Origin of the sequence: Undibacterium sp. Di27W (assembly GCF_049340345.1) — a bacterium.
In the GTDB taxonomy this organism is placed as follows: Bacteria; Pseudomonadota; Gammaproteobacteria; order Burkholderiales; family Burkholderiaceae_D; genus Undibacterium.
This window is the reverse complement of the sequence record NZ_JBMPOS010000003.1, coordinates 173,392-194,716: the sequence shown is the minus strand read 5'-3', so window position 1 is coordinate 194,716 and position 21,325 is coordinate 173,392. Positions and strand designations below refer to the sequence as shown.

Below are 21,325 nucleotides of genomic sequence, written 5' to 3'. Positions count from 1 at the left end.
GCATGACAGAATAATAAGGAAAAATTCATGACCAACTGGTTACGTCAACACTGGTTTGCCATCAAGAGTGCTTTTGCGCATTTGCGCGGCAGCCCAGGCAATTTTCTGTTCAATGTCCTGGTCGTCGCCATTGCCCTGGCCTTGCCGATTGCAGGTTTGACCCTGATAGAAAACATACGGCCAATTTCTTCACAATTATCGATAGAGCCGGAAATCAGTATCTTTGTCAGCCCGGACACGCCCAGGGCAACCGCCACTGCCTTGTCGATACCGCTCAAGAAATTGCTGAAAGAGAAAAACATCACGGCAAATCTGAACTTCATCCCCAAGGATAAGGCGCTTGCCAATCTGGAGCAGTCATCCAATCTGGCAGAAGTCTTGTCCACTCTGGGTGGCAACCCCTTGCCAGATGCCTATGTCTTGTCCATGTCGAATAATGAGGCAGGCAAGATAGAAGCACTGGTGGAAGAAATCAAGCAAATGCCGGATGTCGATGTGGTGCAACTCGATTCTGCCTGGGTCAAGCGCCTGGCTGCCCTGGTACAAATCATGCAATTGGGTCTATTATTCCTGGCTGCCACGCTGGGTGTGGTTGTCGTAGTCGTGGTATTTAATGCTACCCGCCTGCAAGTCATTTCACACAGGGCAGAAATTGCCGTGACCCGTTTGCTGGGTGCCACCAATAGCTTCATTCACAAGCCTTATTACTATACCGGTGCCTTACTAGGGCTATTGGCAGGTGGACTGGCACTGGGCATGATTGCAGCGTCTTTACAACCCTTGAACAAGGCAATTGCCGAATTCGCTAAATTATATGCATCGGAATTCCACCTGGCTCCGTTGGGTATCGTACAGAGCGCCATACTCCTCGCTGTTAGCATGTTACTTGGGCTGGTAGGTGTTTTTCTATCGGTAAGAAGGCAGTTGGCGCGCGCAAGTTAAATTCTCAGCGCTTGTGCACAATAAATCTGCTCCTGTTTCGTCTTCATAGTGCTGATATGGCTGAACATCATTGTTTAGCATTCCAGCACCCTGACGGATGTTTGAGCATCTTGATTCTGCAACAGGCTCTTACAATTTAGCTGGGATTGATTGCAACTTTCAGCCTTGACGTCTATCTAAGTATTATAAAAGCCACAAATGAATGCTTGTTTTTCAATAGATTTATTTGATTAAGCTCATAGAATCTCAGTATTAGCACTCTTCTCAAGAGAGTGCTAATATAGGAACTTGAAAGTGCCGAAAAGAGTAATTGATACTCTTAAGGCAGCAATAAGGAGGAAAAATGGCAACTACATCGACACAATTGATCCCTGCAACCGACAGCACTGCACTGGCCCTGGGCTTTAGTGGCACGCTGGGTAATATTGATGCCTATATCTCTGCAGTCAACCGTCTGCCTATGCTCACGCATCAGGAAGAGATAGACTTTGCAAACAAATTACGTAATGACAATGACCTGGCTGCTGCGCAGCAACTGGTTATGTCGCATCTGCGCCTGGTAGTGTCTATCGCCCGCGGTTATCTCGGCTATGGCTTGCCCCATGCTGACTTGATCCAGGAAGGCAATATCGGCCTGATGAAAGCTGTTAAACGTTTTGATCCTGACCAGGGTGTACGTCTGGTGTCTTATGCCATGCACTGGATCAAGGCTGAGATGCATGAGTACATTTTGAAAAACTGGCGTCTGGTAAAAGTAGCTACGACCAAGGCCCAGCGCAAACTGTTCTTTAACCTGCGCAGCCATAAAGAAGGCCTGGACGCGATGACACCCAAGCAAATTGATGCCCTGGCATCAACGCTGGATGTCAAACGCGAAGAAGTCATCGAAATGGAAATGCGTTTGTCTGGCCACGATATCGCCCTGGATGCACCGACGGATGATGACGATGAGAAGTTTGCTCCTATCGCTTATCTGAAAACTGAGTCTGACGAGCCTACCCGTGTGCTGGAAACACGTCAGTATGATCGTCTGCAAAGCGAAGGACTGGAATCTGCCCTGTCCAAACTGGATGCACGCTCACGCCACATCATAGAATCACGCTGGTTGAAAAATGATGATGGCACTGGCTCTACCCTGCACGAGCTGGCCGATGAATACGGTGTTTCTGCCGAACGCATACGCCAGATAGAAAGCGCAGCCCTGAAGAAAATGAAGGGTAGCCTCAGCAGTTTTGCCTGATCAAAACACGCTGTAGCAATATCACAAAGGCACTCGCAAGAGTGCCTTTTGTTTTATCACGCCTGCAATACTGTGAGCTTATGCTCATTACCAGCATGAAAAATCAACAGGGAATTTGCTTTACCCAATAAAGTTGCCGTAAATAAATAGTGCAACTTAACTAATTTCTTTGGCGATGCTACATTCAATCTTGAGCAGCCAGGCAAAACTCGTACAAGCATGTCTTAACACCGGTTTTTGCAAAAAATAAGCCTGCTCACTGTATGGATTATCGATACTCACCAAAGAGAGGCTTTATGCTAACAATCAAACAAATTTCAGCACCCGGAAAAGTGTTGAACAAGAAAACATTCGCTGTGCTTATTGCGGCAATCCTGTCGCTTAATTGCAACGCACAAGTAAAATCACTTCCTGCCAATGTGAGCTTTGTCGGTGACTGGAGCGCCAAGACTGAGCGCCCTGGTCCTGGTGTATGGCGTGATTTGCAAGCTTGGGAAAAAGACCGCATTGCACCACGCGATAATGAGCGTTTTTCACCCAATATTGCAGTGGCAGAAATTCAGGTCAGACCTGGTGATCAATTCGGTGGATGGTCAGGTGAACGGGCTGAAGTCTCCACCATGCAGTCGCTCAAATCTACGCCTTTGTCAGTTAACGCCAGTTCAGGACATGAGTTTTATGGAATCTCGGTCAAATTGCCACTTAATTGGCAACCGCCCGTAGGCACTTCCATTGATCCCTACGCCTGGGGCATCATTTTCCAATTACATGGCCCGGATACTCTGAAAACAAATCCGGCGTTTGCTCTTTGTGCAGAAAAAGATTTTCATCTCAATCTGCAAACAGGTGACATTTATGAAGGCGGAACACGCACTACACCAAAAAATGCAGTAACAGCCACATTAGGCGATGGAAAACTGAACCAGGGGCAATGGGTCAAGTTCATGATAGAAGTCAAATGGGCAACAGATAGTAAAGGCTATCTGGCGATATCCAGACTTGATGAAGGGCCAAACGCACAATGGACTATGGTCTATGAAGCCAAGAGTATGCCTACGCTGCAATATGGCACCGGCCTAGCCGTCGAAGATCACTATTGGAAAACTGGCTACTATCGCAACCGTGGCCTGCCATTTACCAGCAGCCTCTTGCTAGGCCCAGTGGTGCGTGGAACAACTTTTGCCGACGTGGCGAAGGCAGCTTTCGGCGGTTAACACTGCGTCAGGGCAGAAGTCTCAGGATTCATCATCTGGTCTGGGTATGCTATCCAGACCAGAATCTGTATTCACTTTAATAAAATCTTCAGGTCATGCGCAACTGGTTCAGGGCCCTGACCATGACGCAGGAATAAGCGTACGCGCCCTTGCGGGTCATAGACATAGCTGCCAGCCGTATGGTCCATGGTATAGCTGCCTGGCGTCTTGCCTTCTACCTTTTGATAAAACACCTTGAATTCCTTGGCGACTTTGGCGGTCGCTGCGGCATCTCCATACAGGCCCAGGAAGCGCTGATCGAAATTGGGAACATAGCTGGCCAATAAGGCCTGGGTATCGCGCTCGGGGTCCAGGGTCACGAACAAAACTTGCACCTTGTCAGCATCCGGGCCCAGCAATTTCATGACCCCCGCCATCTCTGCCATGGTGGTTGGACAAACGTCAGGGCACTGGGTATAACCGAAAAAGATGACCACGGCCTTGCCCTTGAAATCTGCCAGGGTACGTGCCTTGCCATTGTGATCTGTCAGCGCAAAGTCCCTGGCATAATCGAGGCCGGTCAAATCAGTATTATTAAATTTTTCCGGTGCTTCAGTACAAGCCAGCAAGGCCATTGCCATCAGCATGCCAGCCAAATGCTTGAGAATTTTCATAGCTTGATATAGTGATCGATCAACAAGGCTGCAAACAGCAGGGACAGGTAGATGATGGAAAAGGTAAAGGTCTTGCGCGCCAGCACATCATCATAATGCTTGTAGATACGCCATGCATACCAGAGAAAAATCAGGCCCAGGATAATCGCACTGACGAGGTAGATCAGGCCACTCATATGCACGGCATAAGGCAGCATGGTGGTGGCAAACAGGGCAATGGTGTACAGCCAGATATGGAAGCGGGTGAATTCCAGGCCATGCGTAATCGGCAGCATGGGCAAGCCAGAACGCGCATAATCATCACGCCGGTACATGGCCAGTGCCCAGAAATGCGGTGGCGTCCAGACAAAGATGATCAATACCAGCAACCATGCCTGCATGGGCACATCATTGGCCACGGCAGCCCAGCCCAGGGCTGGTGGCATGGCACCAGACAAACCGCCGATAACGATGTTTTGCGGCGTCGCCGGCTTCAGGATGATGGTGTAAATGACAGCATAACCAACAAAGGTGGAAAAGGTCAGCCACATGGTCAGGGGATTGACCATGGTATACAAAACCCACATGCCCATGCCACCGATGACGCCAGAGAACACCAGGGTCTGCGGCACGGTGATTTCGCCCTGGGCAGTGGCACGGCGTGCCGTTCTGGCCATGCGGGCATCAATTTCTTTTTCTACCAGGCAATTCACGGCAAAAGCCGCACCGGCCAGTAACCAGATACCGACGGTGGCGGCAACCACGATGCGCCAGTTCGGCAATTCTGGTGTTGCCAGGAACATGCCGATGACGGCACAAAAAACGGCGAGCTGGGTGACACGGGGCTTGGTCAAAGCCCAGTACTGAGCCAGTCGGTTGGAGGGTAAACTTAAAGTGGTCATGATCTATCTTTGGCAGCGGCAAGGCTCACATGCCTTATGCGGTAGTTTAACATGGTGAGCAAGAGCACGAGCATGGCGGCCATCCCATTATGCAAAACTGCCAGCAGCAAAGGCCAGGAAAAAAAGACAGTAGAGATGCCAATGATGAATTGGGCAAGAATCGCCAGCAAGAGATTGCGGCCCAGCTTTTCCAGCCCGACTATCTTGCGTGCCCTCAGCGCAGCCCACAGGCAAGCAAGGACTACCAGCAAGGCAAAATTCCTGTGTACCCAGTGTATGGCAACCAGGGCATTGAAGGGCAGGTAATCGCCACTCATGGTTAGCCCCAGCTGGCGCCAGAGGCTAAAGCCGTGTTCAAAGTCCATTGCGGGTAGAGCCTGGCCATTGCACAGGGGATAATCATGACAAGCTAAAGCAGCATAGTTAGTACTCACCCAACCACCCAGGGCGATTTGTACAAAGACCAGTATTAAGGCCAGGCTGGCAGGCCACAACATACGCCTGCCATCTGCGGCAGCAATGCCGGCACTGCTCAGGGAAGAGCTTTGCTGCTCAAGGCTGGCACTGAGTAGCGCCAGCAAACCCATACCCAGTATCAAGTGCGTGGTCACTATGACAGGTTGCAACTTCAAGGTGACAGTCCAGGCACCAAAAGCACCTTGCAGGCAAACAAAAAACAGCAGGAAGGTCGATAACCAGGGGCTGGAATTGAGTTGGCGGCGGCGTGCCCAGGCTATGGCCATCTGGACAATGATCAAAATGCCCACACTCATGGCCAGATAGCGGTGTACCATTTCTATCCAGGCTTTTTGTAAAGTAACCGGGCCAGTAGGCATGGCAATTTCAGCCGCCTTGATGGCAGCATGGGATTGCAGGGGGTTGGCCTGGCCGTAGCAACCTGGCCAGTCCGGGCAACCCAGGCCGGAATCCGTCAGGCGCGTAAATGCACCGAACATGATGAGCTCAAAAGTCAGCGTCACTGTCACCGCAATGAGTTTGCGGTACTTATTCTTTTCCTTGGACAAGAAAATCATGGTCGCCGGTACTACGGCGACCATCAGTGCTGTCAATGCGATCTGCAACCACATGATTGTTGTTTACCCTATCGTTTAACCTATTGCTGAAGCACGCAATAATTTGCTGAGGTCTTTTTTAATCTTGTTGGCATCGGCATTTTTTGGATAACGCATCATCAGATTGCCACGCGGGTCTATCAGGTAAATATGATCACTGATCTGGGTTTCGCTCTCGGTCGGCAACCAGGCTTTCAAGGCCGCGGCATCCATCTTCAACATGCGTGCGCCATCATGCTGGCGTATCAGCATGGTATCGATAGGGGTATCATCGGTAATCAGCCAGACGCGTTCTATCCTGTCCATTTCCTTGCCCTGGGCCGTGCGCAACTGGCGTATGTCATACATTCTTTTCTGGCAGACATCGGCACAGGCACCGCTATCCACCTGCAGCATCAGCCACTTGCCTTGATAGGCTTCCAGGCCTGTCGCTGGATCTGACGCCGCTGCGCCCAGCAAATGCCCAGCCAGCCTGGGCATGGGATAAAGGCGTGGGTCGAGTATGGTGCCGTAATTGGTGCGGCCTTCAGGCTTGATGACATAGTAGGCCAGATAAGAAAAAATCATGGGGGCAGCGCAGACTGCCAGCACCAGGATTAATTTCCAGCGACCATGCGAAACTTGCTTTTCAGTTTTTTCCACGACGAAATCCAGTAACAACAAAAAATAAGAAGGCCATCAAGGCCAGTGCATACCATTGGAAGGCATAGCCTCTGTGCTTGTCCGCCCCAGCCGAGGGCATGGGCCAGTCGCGTGACAAGCCATCATTCACTACCGTAGTCTGTTCCAGCACAAAGGGATAAAAATCCCAGCCTGTCTGTTTTGCCAGGGCATCGACATCGATGTTTTGCAAGAGGCTGCCAGGTTTGACTAGGTCGGCCTGACCGAGTTGCATAACACGATCCAGCTTTTCCCTGAGCATGCCTTCCAGGACGACAGGACCGCTGGCGACAGGAATATCCGGCACATGCATTCTGTCACGCGCATCCCGCGGGTGCCAGCCACGAGCGATTAACACATATTTGTTGCTGTCTGCCAGCTTGAAAGGCAGTAGCACATATAAACCTGCCTTGCCCTGTAAGGGACGATTATCCAGGTAGAGCGGCCATTCGCGTATGAATTGCCCGCTGACTTGCAGCTTGCGAAAAGCCTGCAATTGCCCAGACGGTGTTTGCGCATTCAATATCAGGGCAGGCAAATGCTGGCGTTCTGTCATTTGTGCCGCCAGGTTTTCTTTTTCCTGCGCCCTGTGCGTCTGCCATTGCGCCAAAGCGATGCCCAGACTGGCCAGCAGCAGGCAGGCAATAAACGGGATCAGGCGGAAGCGGAAGGAAATAGGCATTCAGGTAGTAAGGTATTACAATGCGGGAGTCGATCAATTAAAGTATCAACAATAACCCAGTATGAAAATTCTTGTCGCCATCGCTTTTTTCCTTATTCTGTTCAGCCTGGGGTCTGCCCTGGTTTATCTGATGAAAGACAAAGGGAAAAGCAATCGCACGGTCAAGGCACTGGCCTTCAGGGTAGGATTTTCCATCACCCTGTTTTTGCTGATCTTGCTGGCCAATCATTTTGGCTTGATACAGCCGACTGGTATCAGGTAAGTACTGCTTCAGCGCCAGCAGTGCCCGGTATTATTCGCAATATTCCAGCGTTTCCATCTATGTAAAAAAGCCGCACTAAAGTGCGGCTTTTTTATGCTAGCGATTCTTGTTCACAGCCAGTAGACAACAACGTACAGGCCCAGCCAGACCACGTCAACAAAGTGCCAGTACCAGGCAGCGCCTTCAAATGCGAAGTGGTGCTCGGGAGTAAAGTGGCCTTTCATGACACGGTACAACACCACCGACAACATGATCGCGCCCATGGTCACGTGGAAACCGTGGAAACCAGTCAGCATGAAGAATGTGGAGCCATAGATACCAGAAGTCAGTTTCAGGTTCAGCTCGCTATATGCATGCATGTATTCGTAAGCCTGGAAGCCCATGAACACGGCACCCAGCAAGACTGTGGCAAACAACCAGATGGCTGTCTTGGCACGATGCCCTTCACGCAAAGCGTGATGCGCAATAGTCAGCGTCACGCCAGAAGTCAGCAACAAGGCAGTATTGATCGTGGGGATAGGGAAAGGCCCCATGGTCTTGAAGGCTTCAACTGTACCAGCGGGGCCTACATTACCCCAGTTGGCAGCAAAATCAGGCCACAAGACTTTGTGATCCAGATCAGCCAGCCAGGGCATGGAGATAGTACGTGCATAGAACAAGGCACCAAAGAAAGCAGCAAAGAACATCACTTCAGAGAAGATGAACCAGCTCATACTCCAGCGGAAAGAAACGTCGATACGGGCGCTGTATTTACCGCCTTCGGATTCAGCAATCGCTTCACCAAACCAGTTGTACAAGACCACCAGTGTCAGGATGATACCGGCGAAGTTCAGGTAAGAACCCCAGGCCAGGCCGTTGACCCAGGCAGAAGCACCTATCATGGTCAGCAATAAGGTCGTGCCACCCAATACCGGCCATTTGGATGGACCAGGTACAAAATAATAGGGCGCATTAGCGTGTTGAGAACTCATTTCCATCTCCCGATGCAATTTAATGTACGACTTGAATTGTTATTTTGCGACTACATGTTTGACTATCGCGATCAGCACTGAAATAAAGATCAGTGCACCTATGATACCGGCAATAATCACGTGAACAGGATTCAACTGCGCTGCATCCTGCTCATAATCTTTTTTCTTGCGTATTCCCAGAAACGACCAGAATACCGCTTTCATTGTTGCCAAAAACGAAGCCTTACGCTTGCTGGCTTCTTTTAACTCTGTCATGACTTGCCCTGCCCTTCTCCAACTGCAGCAGCTTGTGGCTTACCGCCCACTTCAAAAAAAGTATAGGACAAGGTAATTGTCTTTACTTCTCTGGGCAAGGCCGGGTCTATATAAAACACCACAGGCATTTGCCGCGCTTCATTTGGACCCAGGGTTTGCTGCTTGAAACAAAAGCATTCCATCTTCTTGAAGTAACCAGCAGCCTGTTGCGGAGCGTAGCTGGGTATCGCCTGCGCATCCATCTTGTAAGACTGTTTGTTGACTACTTCATAAACAATTTGCGTCATTTCACCAGGATGCACTTTCATGCTCGCCACGGTGGGCCGAAAACGCCACGGACCTTGCGTATTTGCATCAAACTCCACCGTCACTTCACGGCTTCTGTCTATCTGGGAATTGGATATCTCTTTGACCGAGATATCCTTGGGAGTCAGTATATTTACCCCGGTTAATTCACAAATTTGCTTGTAAATGGGCACCAGGGCATAACCAAATCCAAACATCAGCCCCGCAATCACCAGCAACTTGCCGAGCATTTTCGCATTCAGCTTATTCTTGCCTGCAACGCCGGATTCCTCTTGCGACATGAAGCTATCCTATCAGCGTAACCAGGTTTGTTTAATGAAGACCGCAACAAAAAACGCAAACGCCACAGAAAACAAAAGTATGGCTGTACGCAAATTATTCGGTTTTTTTCGATTACTCATTTTTTGTCTTGCTCCGGCAGAACCGGAGCAAGCCTAAGCCGTAAGACGATTATTTGAATTCTGGCGGTTCTTCAAAAGTGTGGAAAGGTGCAGGGCTAGGCACTGTCCATTCCAGACCTTCAGCACCATCCCATGGTTTTGCTGCCGCTGGTATGCCACCCTTGATGGATGGGATGACCACAGCCAGGATGAAATATACCTGCATCAGACCAAAACCAAACGCACCGACAGTGGCCAGCTGATTGAAATCGGTGAATTGCGCAGGATAATCAGCATAACGACGCGGCATACCGGCCAGGCCCAGGAAGTGCATAGGGAAGAAGGTAACGTTGAACAAAATCAGCGAACCCCAGAAGTGGATCTTGCCGCGTGTTTCGTTGTACATGAAACCTGTCCACTTTGGACCCCAGTAGTAGTAACCAGCGAACAGAGCAAACAAGGAACCCGCCACCAACACATAGTGGAAGTGGGCAACCACGTAGTAAGTATCTTGCAACTGGATATCAATCGGTGTTACCGCCAGGATCAGGCCTGTGAAACCACCCATGGTGAACACGAAGATAAAGCCGACTGCAAACAACATAGGCGTCTCGAAAGTCATCGAGCCTTTCCACATTGTTGCCACCCAGTTAAACACTTTCACGCCGGTAGGAACCGAGATCAGCATGGTGGCATACATGAAGAACAACTGTGCCGTCACTGGCATACCGGTTGTAAACATGTGATGCGCCCAGACGATGAAGGACAGGATCGCGATGGATGCTGTTGCATACACCATCGATGCATAACCAAACAAAGGCTTGCGGGCAAATGCAGGAACGATCTGGGAAACAATACCAAAGGCTGGCAAAATCATGATGTACACCTCTGGATGTCCGAAGAACCAGAAAATGTGTTGATACATGACAGGATCGCCGCCGCCTGCTGCATTGAAGAAGGATGTACCAAAATGACGATCAGTCAGGGTCATGGTGATCGCACCAGCCAGAACCGGCATCACAGCGATCAACAGGTAGGCAGTAATCAACCAGGTCCAGCAAAACATCGGCATCTTCATCAAGGTCATGCCAGGAGCGCGCATGTTCAGGATGGTGGTGATGATGTTGATGGAACCCATGATGGAAGACGCACCCATGATGTGGACAGCGAAAATCGCCATGTCCATGCCAGGGCCCATTTGCGTGGACAAGGGTGCATACAGCGTCCAGCCAGCAGCAGTTGCGCCGCCAGGTACCAGGAAAGAACCCATCAGCAACAGGGCTGCAGGAGGCATGAGCCAGAACGAGAAATTGTTCATACGGGCAAATGCCATATCGGACGCGCCGATTTGCAGAGGAATCATCCAGTTAGCGAAACCAACGAAAGCTGGCATGATCGCGCCGAAAACCATGACCAGGCCGTGCATGGTAGTCAACTGGTTGAAAAACTCCGGCTGCATGAGTTGCAGACCAGGCTGGAACAATTCACTGCGGATACCGAGAGCCATGACGCCACCAGCCAGCAACATCGTGAAAGCGAACCACAGATACAGGCTACCGATATCTTTATGGTTGGTTGCAAATAACCAACGCTGCCAACCATGAGGATGGTCATGCGCGTGGTCGTGAGAGTGATCGTGAGCGTGATCAACTGTAGTAGTGCTCATCTTTTCTCCTGTTCTTCCTGTTTATTACTTACGCGCAGCCAAAACTTCAGCTGGTTGGACGATGTTTTCAGCAGCCTTGTTAGACCAGTTATTACGTGTGTAAGTGATTACCGCTGCAATTTCTGTATCTGACAAGGTAGATTTCCAGGCTGGCATGGCAGCCTTACCATTCATGACTATTGCCAATTGTGCAGCTTTAGGACCAGTCACAACAGCAGAACCATCAAGTGCAGGGAATGCACCTGGCACACCTTTACCTGTGGCCTGGTGGCAGACTACGCAGTTTGCTGCATAGACTTTTTCGCCACGTTGTTTCAGCTCATCGACAGTCCAGACCTTGCTGGGATCGTCTGCCTTGGCAGCCATTTCTTTTTTCTTGCCATCTACCCATTTTTTGTAGTCTTCGTCAGAAACGACGTTGACAACGATAGGCATGAAGGCATGTTCTTTACCGCATAGCTCTACGCATTGACCGCGGTAAGTACCGATTTTCTCAGCCTTGAACCAGGTATCACGGACAAAACCAGGAATCGCATCTTGTTTGACGCCGAAAGCCGGGATAGTCCAGGCATGGATAACGTCATTTGCCGTGGTAATAATGCGGACTTTCTTGTTGACCGGTACCACGACTTCATTGTCAACTTCGATCAGGTAGTTATCGCCACGTTTTTCAGTTGGCTCTACGCCTGGCGCACCGACCTGAGTACGCGGGGTAGACAGGGTGGACAGGAAAGAAATCCCCTCGCCTTCGCCCTTGAGGTAGTCATAGCCCCATTTCCATTGCATGCCGGTGGCTTTAATGGTGATGTCGGCATTCGAGGTATCTTTCATTGCCACAACAGTTTTTGTTGCTGGCAAAGCCATGACGATAACGATGATGAAGGGGATGATGGTCCAGGCGATTTCAACTGTAGTACTTTCATGGAAAGTCGCAGCCTTATGACCAACAGATTTGCGGTGTTTCAGTATGGAGTAAAACATTACTCCAAAAACAATGACAAAAATACCCAGGCAGATATACAGCATCAGGTTATGGATGTCATAAATATCCTGAGCAATTTTTGTAACAGGTGGCTGCAGATTTAACTGCTTGACTGCCGGACCGCCCTTCATATCTACCGCTGGACCATTGACTACCGCCCAGGTTGGCAAGCTTGCAGCCAAGAGCGAAGCACCCAGCATGAACGACTTTAATCGCTTAGCATGTTTCATGAATATCCCCAAAACCCGATTAGAATTCTTTTAACAGAGCGCCAGGGACACAAATTCAAAATATTTTCAAATGCGTACCGGCAACTTCCACAACTGCGAGAGTATAAGGCGTAAAGCTGGACGATATCAAGCAGAATACATTTGCGCCAACTATGATTTAACGCAAATGTCACAAAGATTTAAGACAAAATTTTACAGTTTTTCTGTATTTTTTGATCTGGATTAAGTTGATTTTTTTGGTAGATCAAAACGTACTATAGCTTCACCGGCTGCAGTTTTACGATTTACGGGGCGGAAGGCATGGCCGTACACCACTTCCAATGTCAAACTGATACGCCCATCGGCATTTTTTTGCTTGTCCAATGCTGCCAGCAAGCGCGCATAGGCTTTCCGTCCCAATAAGCCTTGCCGGCGCGTCATCAGGGGGTTGCCGCCCAGAGCCCGCACGTCTTCCAGAAGCTTCCCGGCACTGCCATACGTCAGGGTAATTTTTTCCATATCCATGACAGGCGTGGAAAATCCGGCATTCACCAGCATGTCGCCAAAATCATGCATATCAACAAAGGGCAACACATGTGGCACTTCATCCACAGCTGCAAAGGCCTGGCGCAATTCTGTCAAGGTATCCGGACCAAAACAGGAAAACATCAGCAAACCCTCGGTGCGCAAGACCCGTCGCCATTCAGCAAACACCAGGTCAGGCTGGGGATGCCAGTGCAAGGCCAGATTGGACCAGATCAGGTCTACGCTGGCATTGCCCATGGGTAAACGGGCAAAATCAGCACACAGCAAGTGCTGGCCAGCATCCTGGCGCAAGGCCGTGGGTGTCCATTTTGCCAATAGACGCCCCATGGCACTTTTAGCCGCCATTTGCCTGAGCTTGCCCGACGCCAGCATGGGCAGGGAAGCATCGACACCATAGGCTAATGCCGCAGGATAAACTTTTTGCAACTCCGCAATATCATCAGCCTCACCACAACCTGCATCCAAAAAGGCCGCAGGCGTGATTTTGACCAGCTCCAGTTTTTCGCGCATACGTGTGGCAATTTCGCGACGCAAAAAGTCGGAAGCATGGATTTTTTCTGCATCGGCAAACAGGCGACGTACCAGTTGCAGATTAATGGGAGCGCTCAGCATAGGCAAAATTGCAAGAAACTGCGTTTTTAAGTTAAGCTGACAGTTTACACGTTTGTAACCATGCATGTACCCACGCTGACTATTCATGTTCACAGACAAACTCAAGCTGGTCTGGCAAAATGGCATTGCCGCCTTGATCCCCAATTCTTGCGCGCTATGCCGCCTGGATAGTGCCGAGGTAGTTTGCACATCTTGTCATGTGACTTATTTCCAGCCGGGGCCACAGCGTTGCATCCAGTGCGCCCTGCCCTTGCCACCTGGCAGCGCCAGCCCGCGTTGCGGTGATTGCCTCAGCAATCCTCCAGCGTTTGACAAAACCCTGACTGTTTGCGACTACGCAGCCCCGCAAGATCAATTACTCCTATCCTTGAAATTCGCCCATCAATTGGCGCTGGCTCCCTGGTTTGCCCGTATGCTGAGAGATAGCATCCTGCGTCAAGCAGGCAGTGAGTTACCAGATTTGCTCTGTGCCGTGCCCCTGGGAAAAGCCAGACTAGCGGAGCGTGGCTTTAACCAGGCCTGGGAAATCACCCGCCCGCTATCGAAACACCTGGGAATACCCGCCGATGCGCATCTCCTGCAACGCAGCCGGGAAACCGCCATGCAAAGCGGCCTGCCAACCGCAGACCGGGCCAGCAATGTCAAACATGCATTTTGTCTTGATGAAAATCATCTGGATAATGTCAGGGGTTTGCACCTGGGTGTTGTTGACGATGTCATGACTACTGGCATGACCCTGCATGAAATCGCTACAATGCTGAAGCGCCATGGTGCGGCCAAAATTACTGCTTATGTATTTGCCCGCACCCTTCCTCATATTCACTGAATCACTACGTCATTAAGGAATCACCTTGTTTCATGTCGTCCTGGTAGAACCAGAAATACCGCCAAATACTGGCAATATCATCCGTCTGTGTGCCAATACAGGGGTGCAACTGCATTTGATAGAACCGCTGGGCTTCCCTCTGGATGACAGCAAGATGAAGCGCGCCGGCCTCGATTATCATGATTATGCGACCATGAAAGTGCATAAAGACTGGGCAGCGTTTTGTGCCAGCGAACAACCTGACACCAGTCGCATGTTTGCCATGACTACGCATGGTTCCACGCCTTTCGCCAATATGGCTTTCCTGCCTGGTGACTATTTTGTGTTCGGCGCAGAAACCCGCGGCCTGGCACCTGAATTGCGTGAATCCTTCCCCACCAGCCAGCGCATACGCCTGCCTATGCGGCCAGATAACCGCAGCCTGAATTTGTCGAATACAGTGGCCGTTGTAGTTTATGAAGCCTGGCGGCAGAATGGTTTTGCTGGCGGTAGTTAAGCTTTACTGGGAGGTAATTTAATTTCCCTGGATCAATTATCTAAATTACCACACTGTAGTTGAAAATTTGCTGCATTTCCTGAAAAATCCTTTAGCATGCTCGCAGGAGCTTAGATTTCAAGGCCAGGACGAGATAGTGCAAAATCCGGTAAGCGAGCAATTTGAAGACGACCTTCAACAACTGCGGCATCTGATTGATGCCCTGCCCATCTGCATTTCTTATGTAGATGCAAATTATCGCTATCAATTCATCAACCAGGTGTATATAGACTGGTTTGGCATACCCCGCTCGGCCGTGATCAATAGACATATGGCTGATGTCATCGGTGAAGTCGCCTTTGCCCATGTGCGTTCTTATGTGGAGCAAGCCCTGGCCGGGAACTACATCGCCTATGAAACCACCGTGCCTTATCTGCATGGTGGCACGCGTACCATTGCTGCCCAAATCCTCCCCGTGCTGGAGCCGGATGGCAAGGTCAGAGGTTGCTATGCCATGATTATTGATATCAGCCAGCGCAAGCAAAGTGAAGAACAATTACATCTGCATGAGGAACGCTGGCAACTGGCCCTGGAGGGATCAGGGGATGGTGTCTGGGACTGGTATCCACAAACCGGCATAGAAATATTGTCTGATCGCCTGCGCGAAATCTATGGTTACGAAAAAGAAGAAATAGATGATTTGTCCGAAGAACTGGACAAACGCACCCATCCAGATGACCTGAGGCAAATGTACCAGGACAGGCAAGATCACTTTGATGGCAAGACGCCTATCTACATCAACGAACATCGTGTCCAGTGCAAGGATGGCAGCTGGAAATGGATACTGACACGTGGCACGGTGATACAACGCGACGCTCAGGGCAGGCCCACCCGCATGGTCGGCACCCATACTGATATTTCAGTAAGAAAACAGGCCGAAGTCGCGCTGCGTGAAAGCGAAGAGCGCCTGCGCATGGCACTGTCTGCCACCCATCAGGGCTTATATGATTTGAATGTGCGCACTGGCGACGCCATCGTCAGCCCAGAATATGCACTCATGCTGGGTTATGCGCACGACAGTTTCCAAGAAAATAAAAAGAACTGGACAGCCCGGGTACACCCGGAAGATTTCTCTGTTGCCGCACGCGCCTTTCGGGAACACCTGGAAGGCAAGACCGAGGAATACCGCGTTGAATTCCGGCAAAAGAAAGCCAGCGGGGAATGGGGCTGGATACTCTCGGTCGGTGCTGTGGTGGAATGGGACCGGGAGGGCCGCCCGCAACGCATGCTGGGTACCGTACTCGACATAACAGAAAAGAAGAAAACCGAGGCCCTGGTCTGGCAACAGGCAAATATTGATACCCTGACCGGCTTGCCTAACCGCCGCATGTTTTATGACAGGCTGGATCACGATATCAAACTCAGCAAACGCCATAAACTGAGTCTGGCGGTATTGTTCATCGATCTGGATTTTTTCAAGGAAGTGAATGACACCCTGGGCCATGCGACTGGTGATGCCTTGCTGGTAGAAGCCGCCCACCGTCTGCGTACCTGCGTCAGGGAGAGTGATACCGTGGCGCGCCTGGGTGGCGATGAATTCACCGTTTCACTGCCAGAGATGCATGAACCCAACCGGGCAGAATCCATAGCGCAAAACATCATACGCTGCATGTCCACGCCCTTCTTGCTCGCCGGTGAGGAAATCTATCTCTCTGCCAGCGTGGGCATCACCATGTACCCGCGCGATGCCGATAATCTCGATGATCTCATCAAGCATGCAGATCAGGCCATGTATGCTGCCAAGGCCCAGGGCCGTAACCGCTTCAGCTATTTCACACCCAGCCTGCAAACGGCGGCACTGGCACGCCTGCGCATGACGACGGATTTGCGGGCAGCGATCGCCGACCGTGGCCTGTGTGTGTATTTCCAGCCCATCATCGATATCCATACCGGGCTGATACAAAAAGCCGAAGCCCTGGTGCGCTGGCCCCATGCGCAACTGGGTTTTATCAGCCCCATGGAATTCATCCCCATCGCCGAGACCAGTGGTCTCATCGTCGCTATCGGTGACCTGGTGTTTTATGAAGCTGTGCGCTGGGTCAAGAAATGGCGTGAACTGTACCAGCCTGACTTCCAGATCAGTATTAATCAGTCGCCCATGGAGTTTCAGGCTGACCAGGAACGCTATGTCAAATGGATACATGATCTGGCTGCGCAAAACCTCCCTGGTCAGGCGATTTCGGTGGAAATCACCGAAGGCCTGTTGCTTGATGCCAGCCAGAAAATCACCAGCAAACTCTTGCAATTCCGCGATGCCGGCATACAAGTCGCGCTGGATGATTTTGGGACTGGCTATTCTTCACTTTCCTACCTGAAGAAATTTGATATCGACTATCTCAAGATAGATCAATCCTTCATCCGCAATCTGGCCGCTGATACCAGTGATATTGCCTTGTCAGAAGCCATCATCATGATGGCCCACAAGCTGGATTTGAAAGTGGTGGCCGAAGGCGTGGAAACACAGCAGCAACATGACTTGCTGAAGCAGGCCGGTTGCGACTTTGCCCAGGGCTATCTGTTTTCCAGACCGTTGCCGCCGGAAGACTTTGAAATCCTGCTACAGCAACAAAAAACTTAACTGCCTGAGCGTACCCTGGCCAGTAATTTACTGGTGGAACGGTCATGTTCAAAATCGATGGCCGCCACTGCACCACCATAAGCCAGCACTGCCTGGCCTTCTGGTATGGCTGTCATGTCATAGTCGCCACCCTTGACATACACATCCGGGTGCGCCGCCAGCACGGCTTGCAAAGCAGTATCTTCATCAAATTCCACCACCAGGCTGACCGCCTCCAGCGCCGCCAATACCGCCATGCGATCTTCACATGAATTGACAGGCCGGTCATCCCCCTTGCCCAAACGCTTGACCGAAGCATCCGTATTCACGGCAACCACCAGCGAAGCCCCCAATGCGCGTGCATCGGCAAGATAGCTGACATGGCCACGATGCAGGATGTCGAACACGCCATTGGTCATGACGACGGGTTTGGGTAAAGCACGCACACGCTCGCTCAGTTCGTCGCGTGTAGAGAGTTTTTTTTCGAATTCGGGCATAGGAAACTTTGTGGGATTTTTACGAAAACCGCTCACCACAGAGGCACGGAGACACAGAGAAATGCAAGAGGAAATAAACGCGAATGTTTGCAACTCGTAGGTTGGGCTACGAATTACCAGCCCAACACTGTGCCTTTGATAAACGAATACGCTATTTATACGCCGAGTGTTGGGCTGGTAAACCGTAGCCCAACCTACGAGAATTACGATTTCGTTTTTCCCTACGCTTTTCTCTGTGTCTCTGTGTCTCTGTGTTGAACGGTCTTGATTTATAAACAAAAACGCCGCTAATGATTAGCGGCGATTGTACAGGCTCGCACCAGGTTTATGCAGCGCTAGGCAAGCTGCCAGGCAAAATAACGAGTCTTTGTGCGACTTCCTTGCGATAACGGTTCAAGTCTTGCACGGTTTCGAAAGTGCGCTCAAACAGCAGCGACATATTATGCAAAATACGGTCGACGACTTTCTTTTCCCAAACACCATCGAACTTGATCTGGCCATCGAGCCAGCGTTCCAGCCAGTCGGGGTCAGGCAGGCGTGATTGTATGGTGTCGTTAGGGAACAGTGCCTGATTGACATGCAAGTTGGTAGGATGCAAAGGCTTTTCCGTACGTCTGGCCGATGCCATCAGGACGCCGATTTTGGAAAACGCAGCGCGGGCCACATCACCCGCTTCTGCCAGGGATTTTTTCATATAGCGCAGATAGGCCCCGCCATGGCGTGCCTCATCCTGGCTGATGATTTTGTAGATATGCTTGATGACAGGCTCGGTATGCCAGTCTGATGCGCAGCGATACCAGTGGTTCAAACGGATTTCACCGCAGAAATGCAGCATCAGGGTTTCCAGCGGAGGTGCTGGATCGAACTCAAAGCGTACATTGTCGAGTTCTTTCTCTGTCGGCACCAGTTCAGGGTGGAAACGACGCAGGTATTCCATCAAGACCAGGGAATGCTTTTGTTCTTCAAAAAACCAGACCGACATGAAGGCACAAAAATCACTGTCACCCCGGTTGTCACGCAAGAACATTTCTGTCGCTGGCAAGGCAGACCATTCAGTGATGGCATTCATCTTGATGGTTTGCGCCTGCTCAGGCGTCAATTTGCTGGCGTCATACTTATCCCAGGGGATGTCTGACTCCATATTCCAGCGTACTTGCTCCAAAGACTTAAACAATTCAGGGTAAAGCATGGTCAACCTCTGATAAAAATTGCGGAAATTAGAATGATTTCCCTAATTTTACCAGAGAGATGTGACGCCTTCACGACAGCGCCTGATTTGCCTAAAATTAAGGCAAATTCAGCTAATAAAGCAACAAGCCGCAGATATCTGGGTTAGCGCCACAGACTTTACAGGGTTTCTGCATCGCTGATGGCTTGTCTGACTTCATCCCTGTCCAGATTGGGCGCGAATTGTTGTATGAATTCATAAGTATAGGCGCGCAGATAGGCACCGCGACGCACGGCCAGGCGGGTGACATTGGAAGCAAACAAGTGGCTAGCAGAAATCGTCCTCAGGCCATGGGCGCGCTGCACTTCTATCGCCATCGATGCCACCAGGCCCACACCCAGGCCCAAAGCCACATATTGCTGGATAACGTCAGAATCCATGGCTGTCAGGACGATATCAGTACGCAAACCCGCCAGGCGGAAAGCATCATCAATATGGCCGCGACCAGTAAAACCGACATCATAGGTGATCAATGGATAATTCGACAAATCTTCCAGTGTCAGTTCTTCTTTGTTCAAGAGTGGATGGCCTTCTGGTACGACGACGACGTGATTCCATTCATAGCAGGCGAAAGAAGCCAGGTCCTTGAACTGCGACAGGCCTTCGGTAGCGATACCAATATCCGCCTTACCAGACAATACCCATTCAGCAATATGCTCAGGCGAACTTTGTTGCAAGGCAATGCGCACATCCGGGAAGGCCTGGCGGAAACCTTGCACTACCTTGGGCAAGACATAACGCGCCTGGGTATGGGTAGTGGCTATCGTCAGTGTACCCTTGGACTGGTCAGAATAGTCCTCGCCAGCCTGGCGCAGGTTTTCTGCTTCCAGCAACAGTCTTTCTATGATGGGTAAAATATCCTTGCCCGGCTCAGTCAGGCCAGTCAGGCGTTTGCCGTTGCGTTCGAAAATATCGACGCCCAGTTCTTCTTCAAGTTCACGGATCTGGCGGCTGACGCCAGGCTGGGAAGTGAACAAGACATTCGCCACTTCAGTCAGGTTATAACCGCGGCGGGAAGCTTCACGGATGGAGCGTAATTGCTGGAAATTCATAGGGCACCTTATTTTTATTTGTGAGTATCGACGAAAACGTGGAGACGCTTAGGGCGTACCACTAAAGCTTCACCGACTTTGAGTTTCAGTTGTTCATAGCGTTCTGTAGAAATCATGGCTTCGACCAGTGCGCCGTTATCATCTCTTTCCAGTTCCAGCTGGGCCAGCGGGCCTATGCTATGGACACGTCGTAATTGCACATTGAGACCTGCTGCACCTGGAGAATAACGGTCTATTTCCAGCTCATGGGGGCGTACATAACCAGTGCCAAATGCATCACGGGTATCGGCATGGCCTGGTGCTTCAAAAGGTACGCCATCGGCATCGAGTATGCCTTCATGGATACGACCACGGAACAGATTCACATTACCCAAAAAGCCATACACAAAAGGCGTAGCTGGATGATGGTAGACCTCAGCCGGTGCACCGACTTGTTCAACCTTGCCATGATTCATGAGTACGATCTTGTCAGCCACTTCCAGCGCTTCTTCCTGGTCATGCGTGACAAAGATACTGGTGACATGCAATTCATCATGCAGGCGACGCAACCAGCGGCGCAATTCCTTGCGCACCTTGGCATCCAGCGCACCAAAAGGTTCATCCAGCAAGAGTACGCGCGGCTCCACTGCCAGCGCACGGGCCAGGGCGATACGCTGGCGCTGACCGCCAGATAATTGTGGCGGATAGCGGTCAGCCAGCCAGTCCAGTTGTACCAGTTCCAGCAGCTTGGTGACCTTCTCCTTGATCTCACTTTCTGAAGGACGCAGATGGCGCGGCTTGACGCGCAAGCCAAAAGCGATGTTTTCAAATATCGTCATATGCTTGAACAAGGCATAGTGCTGGAATACAAAGCCAACCTGGCGTTCACGTACATGCTGGGCCGAGGCATCCTGGCCATCCAGCAAGACCTGACCGCTGTCTGCATATTCCAGACCAGCGATGATGCGCAGCAAGGTGGTCTTGCCACAGCCTGAAGGCCCCAGCAATGCCGTCAATTCCCCGTTTGGAAAATCCAGCGAGACATTGTCCAGAGCAGTGAAACTACCAAAGCGTTTTTGTAATTGATTGACAGCGATACTCACGGTAAACCCCTTCT

Annotated in this window: 23 protein-coding genes; 7 read left to right on the top strand and 16 right to left on the bottom strand. The window is 50.7% G+C overall.

Annotation, left to right across the window (positions count from 1 at the left end; translation table 11 throughout):
- Window positions 1–27: 27 nt before the first annotated feature.
- The 3 genes from ACO0LF_RS08585 to ACO0LF_RS08575 all read left to right on the top strand — a co-directional run bounded on the left by ACO0LF_RS08585 (window position 28) and on the right by ACO0LF_RS08575 (window position 3,396).
- Entirely contained in the window at window positions 28–942 is a 915-nt protein-coding gene (locus ACO0LF_RS08585) for a cell division protein FtsX (RefSeq protein WP_423013698.1), read from the top strand.
- A 343-nt stretch (window positions 943–1,285) separates the two neighbouring features.
- A complete protein-coding gene (gene rpoH, locus ACO0LF_RS08580) occupies window positions 1,286–2,182 on the top strand; it encodes an RNA polymerase sigma factor RpoH (protein WP_422950255.1) in 897 nt (298 codons plus the stop codon).
- A gap of 335 nt (window positions 2,183–2,517) precedes the next feature.
- Complete coding sequence (locus ACO0LF_RS08575; protein ID WP_423013697.1) at window positions 2,518–3,396, top strand: heparin lyase I family protein; 879 nt, start codon at window positions 2,518–2,520, stop codon at window positions 3,394–3,396.
- Between the two features lie 71 nt (window positions 3,397–3,467).
- Here ACO0LF_RS08575 and ACO0LF_RS08570 read toward each other — a convergent pair whose 3' ends face one another.
- Genes ACO0LF_RS08570 through ACO0LF_RS08550 form a run of 5 tightly spaced genes read right to left on the bottom strand, consistent with a single transcriptional unit; the run spans window position 3,468 to window position 7,345 of the window.
- The gene (locus ACO0LF_RS08570; protein ID WP_423013696.1) at window positions 3,468–4,049 is read right to left on the bottom strand and encodes an SCO family protein; all 582 of its coding nucleotides are present in this window, start codon (window positions 4,047–4,049) and stop codon (window positions 3,468–3,470) included.
- Complete coding sequence (gene cyoE, locus ACO0LF_RS08565) at window positions 4,046–4,930, bottom strand: heme o synthase (protein WP_423013695.1); 885 nt, start codon at window positions 4,928–4,930, stop codon at window positions 4,046–4,048. The genes ACO0LF_RS08570 and cyoE overlap by 4 nt, the downstream gene beginning before the upstream one ends.
- On the bottom strand, window positions 4,927–6,018 hold the full coding sequence (locus ACO0LF_RS08560) for a COX15/CtaA family protein (protein WP_423013694.1): 1,092 nt from the start codon (window positions 6,016–6,018) through the stop codon (window positions 4,927–4,929). The genes cyoE and ACO0LF_RS08560 overlap by 4 nt, the downstream gene beginning before the upstream one ends.
- 21 nt (window positions 6,019–6,039) lie before the next feature.
- Window positions 6,040–6,645, bottom strand: a complete 606-nt coding sequence (locus ACO0LF_RS08555; protein ID WP_423013693.1) for an SCO family protein — start codon at window positions 6,643–6,645, stop codon at window positions 6,040–6,042.
- Entirely contained in the window at window positions 6,632–7,345 is a 714-nt protein-coding gene (locus ACO0LF_RS08550; protein WP_423013692.1) for an SURF1 family protein, read from the bottom strand. The genes ACO0LF_RS08555 and ACO0LF_RS08550 overlap by 14 nt, the downstream gene beginning before the upstream one ends.
- A gap of 61 nt (window positions 7,346–7,406) precedes the next feature.
- Here ACO0LF_RS08550 and ACO0LF_RS08545 point away from each other — a divergent pair, with 61 nt between their 5' ends.
- Window positions 7,407–7,607 carry a twin transmembrane helix small protein gene (locus ACO0LF_RS08545; protein WP_110256438.1) on the top strand — a complete coding sequence of 67 codons (201 nt, stop codon included), beginning with the start codon at window positions 7,407–7,409 and terminating at the stop codon, window positions 7,605–7,607.
- Between the two features lie 110 nt (window positions 7,608–7,717).
- On the opposite strand, the gene ACO0LF_RS08540 is transcribed toward ACO0LF_RS08545, so the two are convergent.
- The 7 genes from ACO0LF_RS08540 to ACO0LF_RS08510 form a co-directional block, all read right to left on the bottom strand.
- The gene (locus ACO0LF_RS08540) at window positions 7,718–8,578 is read right to left on the bottom strand and encodes a cytochrome c oxidase subunit 3 (RefSeq protein WP_423005116.1); all 861 of its coding nucleotides are present in this window, start codon (window positions 8,576–8,578) and stop codon (window positions 7,718–7,720) included.
- Between the two features lie 39 nt (window positions 8,579–8,617).
- Complete coding sequence (locus ACO0LF_RS08535) at window positions 8,618–8,833, bottom strand: DUF2970 domain-containing protein (RefSeq protein WP_423013691.1); 216 nt, start codon at window positions 8,831–8,833, stop codon at window positions 8,618–8,620.
- The gene (locus ACO0LF_RS08530; protein WP_423013690.1) at window positions 8,830–9,420 is read right to left on the bottom strand and encodes a cytochrome c oxidase assembly protein; all 591 of its coding nucleotides are present in this window, start codon (window positions 9,418–9,420) and stop codon (window positions 8,830–8,832) included. The genes ACO0LF_RS08535 and ACO0LF_RS08530 overlap by 4 nt, the downstream gene beginning before the upstream one ends.
- A gap of 12 nt (window positions 9,421–9,432) precedes the next feature.
- Complete coding sequence (locus ACO0LF_RS08525) at window positions 9,433–9,540, bottom strand: cytochrome oxidase small assembly protein (RefSeq protein ID WP_423013689.1); 108 nt, start codon at window positions 9,538–9,540, stop codon at window positions 9,433–9,435.
- A gap of 49 nt (window positions 9,541–9,589) precedes the next feature.
- Window positions 9,590–11,185 carry a cytochrome c oxidase subunit I gene (gene ctaD / locus ACO0LF_RS08520; RefSeq protein WP_423013688.1) on the bottom strand — a complete coding sequence of 532 codons (1,596 nt, stop codon included), beginning with the start codon at window positions 11,183–11,185 and terminating at the stop codon, window positions 9,590–9,592.
- Between the two features lie 24 nt (window positions 11,186–11,209).
- On the bottom strand, window positions 11,210–12,397 hold the full coding sequence (coxB, locus tag ACO0LF_RS08515; protein WP_423013687.1) for a cytochrome c oxidase subunit II: 1,188 nt from the start codon (window positions 12,395–12,397) through the stop codon (window positions 11,210–11,212).
- 222 nt (window positions 12,398–12,619) lie between these two features.
- Window positions 12,620–13,534, bottom strand: a complete 915-nt coding sequence (locus tag ACO0LF_RS08510; protein WP_423013686.1) for a methyltransferase domain-containing protein — start codon at window positions 13,532–13,534, stop codon at window positions 12,620–12,622.
- A gap of 85 nt (window positions 13,535–13,619) precedes the next feature.
- Here ACO0LF_RS08510 and ACO0LF_RS08505 point away from each other — a divergent pair, with 85 nt between their 5' ends.
- The 3 genes from ACO0LF_RS08505 (at window position 13,620) to ACO0LF_RS08495 (ending at window position 17,473) form a co-directional block, all read left to right on the top strand.
- On the top strand, window positions 13,620–14,360 hold the full coding sequence (locus tag ACO0LF_RS08505) for a phosphoribosyltransferase family protein (protein ID WP_423013685.1): 741 nt from the start codon (window positions 13,620–13,622) through the stop codon (window positions 14,358–14,360).
- A gap of 25 nt (window positions 14,361–14,385) precedes the next feature.
- Window positions 14,386–14,856 carry a tRNA (uridine(34)/cytosine(34)/5-carboxymethylaminomethyluridine(34)-2'-O)-methyltransferase TrmL gene (gene trmL / locus ACO0LF_RS08500; protein ID WP_423013684.1) on the top strand — a complete coding sequence of 157 codons (471 nt, stop codon included), beginning with the start codon at window positions 14,386–14,388 and terminating at the stop codon, window positions 14,854–14,856.
- Window positions 14,857–14,992: 136 nt separating this feature from the next.
- Complete coding sequence (locus tag ACO0LF_RS08495; RefSeq protein WP_423013683.1) at window positions 14,993–17,473, top strand: sensor domain-containing protein; 2,481 nt, start codon at window positions 14,993–14,995, stop codon at window positions 17,471–17,473.
- On the opposite strand, the gene rfaE2 is transcribed toward ACO0LF_RS08495, so the two are convergent.
- The 4 genes from rfaE2 to ACO0LF_RS08475 all read right to left on the bottom strand — a co-directional run bounded on the left by rfaE2 (window position 17,470) and on the right by ACO0LF_RS08475 (window position 21,311).
- Complete coding sequence (gene rfaE2 / locus ACO0LF_RS08490) at window positions 17,470–17,949, bottom strand: D-glycero-beta-D-manno-heptose 1-phosphate adenylyltransferase (RefSeq protein ID WP_423013682.1); 480 nt, start codon at window positions 17,947–17,949, stop codon at window positions 17,470–17,472. The genes ACO0LF_RS08495 and rfaE2 overlap by 4 nt on opposite strands.
- A 325-nt stretch (window positions 17,950–18,274) precedes the next feature.
- Window positions 18,275–19,138 carry a ferritin-like domain-containing protein gene (locus ACO0LF_RS08485; RefSeq protein WP_423013681.1) on the bottom strand — a complete coding sequence of 288 codons (864 nt, stop codon included), beginning with the start codon at window positions 19,136–19,138 and terminating at the stop codon, window positions 18,275–18,277.
- A 158-nt stretch (window positions 19,139–19,296) separates the two neighbouring features.
- A complete protein-coding gene (locus ACO0LF_RS08480) occupies window positions 19,297–20,229 on the bottom strand; it encodes a CysB family HTH-type transcriptional regulator (RefSeq protein ID WP_423005092.1) in 933 nt (310 codons plus the stop codon).
- Window positions 20,230–20,243: 14 nt separating this feature from the next.
- Window positions 20,244–21,311 carry a sulfate/molybdate ABC transporter ATP-binding protein gene (locus tag ACO0LF_RS08475; protein ID WP_423013680.1) on the bottom strand — a complete coding sequence of 356 codons (1,068 nt, stop codon included), beginning with the start codon at window positions 21,309–21,311 and terminating at the stop codon, window positions 20,244–20,246.
- Window positions 21,312–21,325 lie beyond the last annotated feature (14 nt).

What these genes read in the sequence shown, in the direction of transcription:
- ACO0LF_RS08540 (WP_423005116.1), bottom strand. Translation starts at nt 8,578, where the DNA reads ATGAGTTCTCAACACGCTAATGCGCCCTATTATTTTGTACCTGGTCCA.
- ACO0LF_RS08545 (WP_110256438.1), top strand. Translation starts at nt 7,407, where the DNA reads ATGAAAATTCTTGTCGCCATCGCTTTTTTCCTTATTCTGTTCAGCCTG.
- ACO0LF_RS08535 (WP_423013691.1), bottom strand. Translation starts at nt 8,833, where the DNA reads ATGACAGAGTTAAAAGAAGCCAGCAAGCGTAAGGCTTCGTTTTTGGCA.
- ACO0LF_RS08585 (WP_423013698.1), top strand. Translation starts at nt 28, where the DNA reads ATGACCAACTGGTTACGTCAACACTGGTTTGCCATCAAGAGTGCTTTT.
- ACO0LF_RS08510 (WP_423013686.1), bottom strand. Translation starts at nt 13,534, where the DNA reads ATGCTGAGCGCTCCCATTAATCTGCAACTGGTACGTCGCCTGTTTGCC.
- ACO0LF_RS08550 (WP_423013692.1), bottom strand. Translation starts at nt 7,345, where the DNA reads ATGCCTATTTCCTTCCGCTTCCGCCTGATCCCGTTTATTGCCTGCCTG.
- ACO0LF_RS08530 (WP_423013690.1), bottom strand. Translation starts at nt 9,420, where the DNA reads ATGTCGCAAGAGGAATCCGGCGTTGCAGGCAAGAATAAGCTGAATGCG.
- ACO0LF_RS08560 (WP_423013694.1), bottom strand. Translation starts at nt 6,018, where the DNA reads ATGTGGTTGCAGATCGCATTGACAGCACTGATGGTCGCCGTAGTACCG.
- rfaE2 (WP_423013682.1), bottom strand. Translation starts at nt 17,949, where the DNA reads ATGCCCGAATTCGAAAAAAAACTCTCTACACGCGACGAACTGAGCGAG.
- ACO0LF_RS08525 (WP_423013689.1), bottom strand. Translation starts at nt 9,540, where the DNA reads ATGAGTAATCGAAAAAAACCGAATAATTTGCGTACAGCCATACTTTTG.
- ACO0LF_RS08480 (WP_423005092.1), bottom strand. Translation starts at nt 20,229, where the DNA reads ATGAATTTCCAGCAATTACGCTCCATCCGTGAAGCTTCCCGCCGCGGT.
- cyoE (WP_423013695.1), bottom strand. Translation starts at nt 4,930, where the DNA reads ATGACCACTTTAAGTTTACCCTCCAACCGACTGGCTCAGTACTGGGCT.
- ACO0LF_RS08505 (WP_423013685.1), top strand. Translation starts at nt 13,620, where the DNA reads ATGTTCACAGACAAACTCAAGCTGGTCTGGCAAAATGGCATTGCCGCC.
- ctaD (WP_423013688.1), bottom strand. Translation starts at nt 11,185, where the DNA reads ATGAGCACTACTACAGTTGATCACGCTCACGATCACTCTCACGACCAC.
- coxB (WP_423013687.1), bottom strand. Translation starts at nt 12,397, where the DNA reads ATGAAACATGCTAAGCGATTAAAGTCGTTCATGCTGGGTGCTTCGCTC.
- rpoH (WP_422950255.1), top strand. Translation starts at nt 1,286, where the DNA reads ATGGCAACTACATCGACACAATTGATCCCTGCAACCGACAGCACTGCA.
- ACO0LF_RS08485 (WP_423013681.1), bottom strand. Translation starts at nt 19,138, where the DNA reads ATGCTTTACCCTGAATTGTTTAAGTCTTTGGAGCAAGTACGCTGGAAT.
- ACO0LF_RS08570 (WP_423013696.1), bottom strand. Translation starts at nt 4,049, where the DNA reads ATGAAAATTCTCAAGCATTTGGCTGGCATGCTGATGGCAATGGCCTTG.